The following is a 6,853-nucleotide window of genomic DNA, read 5'->3' on the forward strand; positions in this document are numbered from 1 at the left end:
GCGGCTCGTCACCGGTGGCCAGGCCGATCTCGGCGAAGGTGTTGAGGTCGAAGACGTTGCTGACGGTGAACCGGTCGGTCGGGGCGAGCAGCTCACCCTCGTGGGACTCTCGTCCCTCCTCGGTCCTGGGGTAGGCGATCGCGCGCGGCTGGGCGGCCGGCAGGGGGCTGGCGAGCTCGGTGACGCCGGCGGAGGACGGGGTGACCTGGGTGGAGCCGTTGAACTCCGAGACGACGCCGGTCACCGCGACCGAGTCGCCCTTCTCGACGCCGGCGGGGAGGTTGGCCGCGTCGGGTCCGCCGAAGACGAACAGCCCGTCGGAGGCACCCGGCGTCGCGTCCACACCGGGGGTCTGGACGTACATGCCGTTGAAGCCGCCGGTGCGGTACATCGCGGTGACGACACCCTGCGTCTCCACCGTGTCGCCGGCGAGCGGCGATGCGGGGCCGGTCCCCTGGATCTCGGCGATGCTGCGGGTCTCGGGCGGTCCCGAGACGGTGATGGTGAACGTCTCGGTGTCGGTGCGCGGGGTGGCCGTCGAGTCGGTGACCGTGAGCGTGACCTCGGAGGTGCCGACGACCGTGGGGGTGCCCGTGATCGTGCTGCCCTCGAGCGCCAGGCCCGCCGGCAGGCCGGCGGCCTGCCAGGAGTACGGCGCGGTGCCACCGACGGCCGTGAGCGGGATCGGCGCGATGGGGGAGCCGACGACCACGGTCCGGTCGCCGGGGTCGGCGGCCGCGACGGCACCCACGGTCTCACCCCGGGAGTTGGTGGGGGTCGGGGTGGCGGGGGTGAAGTCCGCGGCGTTGTCGTCGGAGTCTGGTGCGTCGGTGCGCTGGTAGCTCAGGACCACGGAGCTGCCGCTCGCGGCGGTGCCCTCGGGGGAGTTGCTGGTGCCCCAGCCGATCCTGTCCACCACGCTGGGATCGGTGGGCGCGGTGAGGACGGTGCTGGTCGTGAGGAACAGCGTGCCGCCGGTGCCGGAGGCGTTGAGGGACGCGGCGGTGACGTCGGGCGCGGGCAGGGCGGCGCCGTTGGCGCCGTTGCTGCCTCCCTGGATGAGGAGCCGTCCGCCCGCGGGGATCGTGACGCCGCTGACGGGCGCCGAGGAGGTCGCGTTGGCGGTGCCGGTGGCCGAGCGGTACTGCACCGACCCGGTGAAGGTGATCGGCGCGATGGTCGGGTTGAGCAGCTCGACGAACTTGTCGCGGTAGGAGGCTCCGCTCGAGCCGCCGTTGAGGTACGCCTCGCTGATGACGAGGCCCGTGCTGGCGGCGGTGGCGGTGGGTGTGGTGGCGAGCTGCAGGCCGGTGAGGGCGACACCGAGGCTCAGCGCCGCGGCGATTCTCTTGCGAGAGGGCATGGAGAGGTCTCCGAGAGGTAGTGAGGCAGGAGGAGGGAGGGTGCGCTGCACCATAAGCCGGGGCTGCACGGGAAGCCAGACCCGGCGGTGAACGCCCGGCGAAGGTTCGATGACCCTTGCCCGTCGCCGGAATCATCCGGTACGACGAGCGGTTGACGAGCCATGACGACCTGGGGATTCATCGGCAGCGGCAACATCGGCAGCACGGTGGCGCGACTGGCGGTCACCGCCGGGCACGACGTCGTGATGAGCAACAGCAGGGGTCCGGAGACGCTGGCCGACCTCGTCGGCGAGCTCGGTCCGCGGGCGCGTGCCGCCACCCCGGCCGAGGCCGCGACCGCGGCCGACGTCGTCGTGGTCACCATCCCGCTCAAGGCACGCGAGGACGTCCCGGTCGTCGAGCTCGCCGGGAAGGTCGTCGTCGACACCATGAACTACTACCCCGAGCGTGACGGCCAGGTCGCCGAGCTCGACGACGGGTCGACGACCAGCTCCGAGCTCCTCCAGGCGCACCTGCCCGGCTCGCACGTCGTCAAGGGCTTCAACAACATCTACTTCGAGCACCTCGCCCAGCTCGCGCGTCCCTCGGGGTCGCCGGAGCGCAGCGCCCTGGCCGTCGCCGGCGACGACGCGGAGGCCAAGCGCCTGGTCACCCGCCTGCTCGACGAGATCGGCTACGACGCCGTCGACCTCGGCCGGCTCGCGGAGGGTCGGCGTACCCAGCCCGGCACGGCGGCGTACGGCGTGATGTACGTCGTCGACCCCGAGGACTGGGGCAGGGGCGCCCGGCCGGCCGGGTCCGACGTCGTGGCGGCGGCCGCGGAGTCGTCGCTCCGGTAGGACCGTGCGCGGAGGCGCCCGCACGCATGCCGGGGTGGGCCCCGGGTACCCGTACCGCATGGACTCGCTCACCTTCGTCGGCACCGCCACGACGCTGATCCGGCTGGGTGGCTTCACGCTGCTGACCGATCCCAACTTCCTGCACCGCGGGCAGCGCGCCTATCTGGGCAAGGGACTGTGGAGCAAGCGGCTCACCGAGCCGGCCATGCAGCCCGACGACCTGCCGCCCCTCGACGCCATCGTGCTCTCGCACCTGCACGGCGACCACTTCGACCGCGTCGCCCGGGCCGGCCTCTCCCGGGCCCAGCCCATCGTGACGACCACCAAGGCGGCACCTCGCCTGTCCCGGTGGGGCTTCGAGGCGCGTGGTCTCGACACGTGGGAGAGCGAGACGCTGCAGCGCGACGGGGAGTCGCTCACCGTCGAGGCGCTGCCCGCCGTGCACGCCCGCGGCGTGATGGGGGCGCTGCTGCCACCGGTGATGGGCTCGCTGCTCACCCACCGCGTCGGAGGCACCGTACGCCGGCGGGTCTACGTCAGCGGTGACACCCTCACCGGCTCGCACGTCGACGAGATCGCGGCCCGGCATCCCGACCTCGACGTGGCGGTCGTGCACCTCGGCGGCACCCGGGTCCTGTTCCACACCGTGACCATGGACGCCGAACAGGGCGTCGACCTCCTCCAGCGGGTGCGTCCCCGGGAGGCGGTTCCCGTGCACCACGACGACTACGGCGTGTTCCGGTCGTCGGTGCAGGACTTCCTCGGCCTCGCCGGTGCCACCCCGGGTCTCACCACGACGGTCCGGCCGGTGGCCCGGGGGGAGACGCTGCAGCTCGGCGACGACCGACAGGCCACCAGCTAGACCCGCCACCCCGGACCGCCATCCCATGAAGCGCGGGGGCGGTCACGAATTGTTGGCCCCGACCCGTCTGGACCCGGCGCTGGCGGGGTACCAGAGAGCGCACTTCCTACGACAGCGAGGAGAAGAGCATGAGCACCACCCAGCAATCGAGCAGCACCGACGCCGCCAAGGGCGAGACCAAGAGGGTCGCCGGCGTGGCCTCCGACGAGGCGCAGAACGTGGCCCAGGAGGCCAAGGCGCAGGCGCGCGGGCTGCTGGATGACGCCCGCTCCCAGGTCGACGACCAGTCGCGGACGCAGCTCGGCAACCTCAAGGACCTCCTCACGAGGGTCAGCGACGACCTCGAGCAGATGGTCTCCAGCTCGGAGGGTGGCGGCCTGGCGGCCGACGCCGCCCGAGCCGTGTCCGAGCGGGCCCGGGGCCTGAGCTCCCACCTTGAGGGGCGCGAGCCGACCGACCTCCTCGACGACGTGCGCGACTACGCACGTCGCCGCCCGGGCACCTTCCTGCTCGGCGCCCTCGCCGCCGGCGTCGTCGCCGGCCGCCTGGCGCGCGGGGCGAAGCAGGGCACCGGATCGACGAGCAGCACCGGCTACCGGACGGGTTCGGCGTACGGCACGGGCACCACCACGGCCTCGGACACCGACGTCCTCCCGGTCCAGGACAGCGCCGTCACCGGCGTCGGCACCGGTGGCGTGGATCCGCTGACCGGCCCGCTCGACAGCGGGCCCGCAGCGGCCAGCGGCTCCCCGGTCGCCGACCGGCCCTTCGACGACGACCTGTCGACCGACCCGCTCGGTGACCGCCACGCGAGCCCGTCGAGCACGACCGGCGAGGGCGGCCTCCGGTGACGACGTACGACGGAGGCGGCGCCACGCCGGTGCCCACGCCCACCCCGGGCCACACGCAGGACGAGCGGTCACTGGGCCAGATCGTGGGCGACATCGCCAACGACCTGAGCCAGCTGGTCCGCGACGAGATGACGCTGGCCAAGACCGAGCTGAAGAGCGAGGCCAGCAAGGCCGGCAAGGGCGCCGGGATGCTCGGCGGGGCCGGTGTTGCCGCCCTGCTGATGCTCATCTTCGCCTCGCTCGCGCTGACCTACCTGCTCGACAACTGGATGCCGGTCGAGCTGGCGGCACTGATCGTCGCCCTTCTCTGGGCGATCGTCGCCGGCGTGCTGGCGATGCAGGGCCGCAAGAAGCTCAAGGAGACCAACCCCGGGCTGCCGACCACGCAGCGAACCCTGAAGGAGGACGCACAATGGGCACAGGAACAGAAGAACAACAGCTGACCAACCGCATCGAGGGCACGCGCGACAACCTGGCGCAGGACCTGGACGCACTGCAGGACAGGGTGTCCCCCTCAGCCATCGTCCAGCGACGCAAGGAAGCCGCGCGCTCGAGGTTCCAGCGTGCGCGGGGCTCGGTCATGGGCTCCTCGCGCAGCGCGAGGGACTCCACGACCGGTGCCGTCGGCAGCGCTCGTGACTCGGCCTCCGGTGCCATGAGCTCGGTCACCGGCACGGTGCAGGATGCCGGGCACGGCATCGAGGACCGCGTCGAGGGAAGCCCCCTGGCGGCCGGCCTGGTCGCCTTCGGCGCCGGCATGGTCATCGCGGCGCTGCTGCCCGCCACCGAGACCGAGGCCCGTGCGGCCCAGCAGGTGACCGAGAAGGCCAAGGAGCACGGCCAGCCCGTCATGGACGCGGCCAAGGACGTCGGCCGAGAGATGGGCGACAACCTCAAGGGCTCGGCCACCGACGCCGCCCAGCAGGTCAAGGACACCGCCACCGACGCGGCCGGGACCGTCAAGGACGAGGGCCAGGGCTCCGCGCAGCGCGTGCAGTCGCAGTCGCAGTCGTCCTCCTCGGACTCCTCGACGTACTGACGCAGGCGTCCTGAGGGACGAGCACTTGGGGCGGCGACCGCGCGAGCGGTCGTCGCCCCTGTGCGTGTCACGGGTGCGTGTCACATGGCGCGATGACCCGCCCCGTCAGGGGCTGCTGCGGCGGCCGGCGACGTCCTCGACCACCGTGGCGAGCCGGGTGGCAGCGGACCCGTCGCACCAGGCACGCCAGCCCTCGCCGTCGAGGGCGTGGGCGGCGTCCAGCAGCTCCGCCCACCCGTTGCTGGGCACGCCGTCGGTCACGACGGCCGGCCAGCCCTCCCGCAGCACGGCTGCGGTGGTGTCCTGCTCGTCGTAGGGCCGTGGCTGGGGGACGACGACGGCCGGTCGGCGGGCGGCGGCCACCTCCGCCAGCGCGCTCTGACCGGCGTGGGTGACCACGACGTCGGCGTCCGCGATGACGGCGTGCGGGTCGGGGTGCCACCGGCCCAGCACCCCGCTCATCACGGTCCAGTCCCAGTGCGGCGTCTGCTGCCGTGCCGACTGCACCAGCTCGGCGGTGAAGTCGTCGCCCCTGGTGCCGGCGAGCAGCGCCACGTGTCGCCGGCGCTCCGCCGCCGGACGAGGGGACCCGACGGGAAAGCGGGAGATCGCGCCGACGGCGAGCACCCGGTCTCGCACGTGGTCGGGCAGCCCGGGCAGCAGGCGGCGGGTCCAGCCCGAGGGCCACGGCGCCACCAGCGCGGTGGAGGCCTCGAGGCCCAGCCGGTGGACCGCGTCGTGGCGGCGCCCGGGGGCCACCACGCCGACGACGGGGACGCCGTGCAGGCGCACGAGCAGCACCACCTCCACGGAGCTGTCGACCACGACCGCACGGGGCCGCGCCGCGACGAGCCACTCGCTCATCCGGTGCATGCGGTCGGCCAGGCCCCGGTCGTGGAGCGGCACCCAGTGCAGGCGACCGCCCGCGGAGGGGTCGTCGGGGTGCCCGCCCTCGTCGTCGCGGGGCAGCCGCACCCACTCGCCGGGCCACCCCTCGGGGCACGGCAGCGAGGACAGGCCGGTCACCGGCGTGCCCAGCGCGCGGGCGACCGACTGCGCTCGGTGCAGGTGCCCGCTGCCGTGGTGGTGGACGTACATGCCGATCACGCCGCCGCACCCGCCTCGACGAGCACGGCGAGCCGCGCGCCCGGGAGCAGGTCGACGAGGTGCAGGCGCAGCCGGCTCACGTCACCAGCGCTCGGTAGATGCGGTGGTGGGCCTCCTCGATCAGCGCGCGCTGCCGGCGGCGCTCCTCGACGTCCGCACCGAGCTGCGGGCGCTCGGCGTACGCCGTGGTGACGGCCGCGCGCAGCGAGTCGGGGTCGAACCGCTCCTCGTCGTGCAGGTAGCCGAGCACCGGTCCCTGCTCGGAGAAGTAGCCGCACGACGGCGCGACCACCGTGGTCTGGAGATCGCGGCAGGCCTCGAGCCAGCCCGAGTGCGTGCCGGAGCGGTGGGGGAGGACGCACGCGTCGAGGGAGGCCAGGTAGCTCCACAGCTCGCCGTCGGAGAGGTGGTCGTGGACGTGCAGCTCGAGCCGACCACGCACCTGCTCGTGCGCCAGGTACGCCGCGACGTCGGCGTCGTACCCGGCGCCGCCCGCCTCGAGCACGTCGCAGGGCACGTTGACCTGGAGCACCGCGCCGTCGAGCCGGGCGACGGTCTCCACGAGCGTGGGGAGCAGCCGCAGCGGGTCCATGTCGGCGCGCAGGCTCTCGACGTGCAGACCGACCCGGAACGTGCGGTGCCGGTCGACCTTCTCGGGCTGGAGGGCCGCCATGGCGTGCAGCTCGACGACGTGCGGGTGCGGCACCACCTCCGCCACCCGGCCCCAGCGCCGCAGGATCTCGGCCGCCGCACCCGGGGTGAGGGTGATGAGCCGGTCGGCTGCCGGGGGC

General features: G+C 73.6%; 8 protein-coding genes. 5 read left to right on the top strand and 3 right to left on the bottom strand.

Annotated elements, in window-relative coordinates; genetic code table 11:
- Positions 1-1,363: putative Ig domain-containing protein (locus tag QZX64_RS08330; protein WP_295658332.1), on the bottom strand; the 1,363-nt coding region annotated here is incomplete at its 3' end.
- A 162-nt stretch (positions 1,364-1,525) separates the two neighbouring features.
- Between QZX64_RS08330 and QZX64_RS08335 the strand changes: the two genes are divergently transcribed.
- The 5 genes from QZX64_RS08335 (at position 1,526) to QZX64_RS08355 (ending at position 4,955) form a co-directional block, all read left to right on the top strand.
- The gene (locus QZX64_RS08335) at positions 1,526-2,203 is read left to right on the top strand and encodes an NADPH-dependent F420 reductase (RefSeq protein WP_295658334.1); all 678 of its coding nucleotides are present in this window, start codon (positions 1,526-1,528) and stop codon (positions 2,201-2,203) included.
- A gap of 58 nt (positions 2,204-2,261) precedes the next feature.
- Entirely contained in the window at positions 2,262-3,065 is an 804-nt protein-coding gene (locus QZX64_RS08340; RefSeq protein ID WP_295658335.1) for an MBL fold metallo-hydrolase, read from the top strand.
- Between the two features lie 128 nt (positions 3,066-3,193).
- Positions 3,194-3,916: a hypothetical protein gene (locus QZX64_RS08345; protein WP_295658337.1), complete on the top strand. Its 723-nt coding sequence runs from the start codon at positions 3,194-3,196 to the stop codon at positions 3,914-3,916.
- A complete protein-coding gene (locus QZX64_RS08350) occupies positions 3,913-4,359 on the top strand; it encodes a phage holin family protein (protein ID WP_295658338.1) in 447 nt (148 codons plus the stop codon). Before QZX64_RS08345 ends, QZX64_RS08350 begins: the two co-directional genes overlap by 4 nt.
- Positions 4,329-4,955, top strand: coding sequence for a DUF3618 domain-containing protein (locus QZX64_RS08355; RefSeq protein ID WP_295658339.1), 627 nt, complete (start codon positions 4,329-4,331; stop codon positions 4,953-4,955). Before QZX64_RS08350 ends, QZX64_RS08355 begins: the two co-directional genes overlap by 31 nt.
- 105 nt (positions 4,956-5,060) lie before the next feature.
- On the opposite strand, the gene QZX64_RS08360 is transcribed toward QZX64_RS08355, so the two are convergent.
- Complete coding sequence (locus QZX64_RS08360; protein WP_295658342.1) at positions 5,061-6,053, bottom strand: glycosyltransferase; 993 nt, start codon at positions 6,051-6,053, stop codon at positions 5,061-5,063.
- 85 nt (positions 6,054-6,138) lie between these two features.
- Positions 6,139-6,853: glycosyltransferase family 1 protein (locus tag QZX64_RS08365; protein WP_295658340.1), on the bottom strand; the 715-nt coding region annotated here is incomplete at its 5' end.

The sequence above is a fragment of the uncultured Nocardioides sp. genome (genome assembly GCF_902805925.1).
In the GTDB taxonomy this organism is placed as follows: Bacteria; Actinomycetota; Actinomycetes; order Propionibacteriales; family Nocardioidaceae; genus Nocardioides.

Excerpts from the sequence above, each read along its gene's own strand:
- QZX64_RS08335 (WP_295658334.1), top strand. The coding sequence starts at position 1,526 with ATGACGACCTGGGGATTCATCGGCAGCGGCAACATCGGCAGCACGGTG.
- QZX64_RS08340 (WP_295658335.1), top strand. The coding sequence starts at position 2,262 with ATGGACTCGCTCACCTTCGTCGGCACCGCCACGACGCTGATCCGGCTG.
- QZX64_RS08345 (WP_295658337.1), top strand. The coding sequence starts at position 3,194 with ATGAGCACCACCCAGCAATCGAGCAGCACCGACGCCGCCAAGGGCGAG.
- QZX64_RS08355 (WP_295658339.1), top strand. The coding sequence starts at position 4,329 with ATGGGCACAGGAACAGAAGAACAACAGCTGACCAACCGCATCGAGGGC.
- QZX64_RS08360 (WP_295658342.1), bottom strand. The coding sequence starts at position 6,053 with ATGTACGTCCACCACCACGGCAGCGGGCACCTGCACCGAGCGCAGTCG.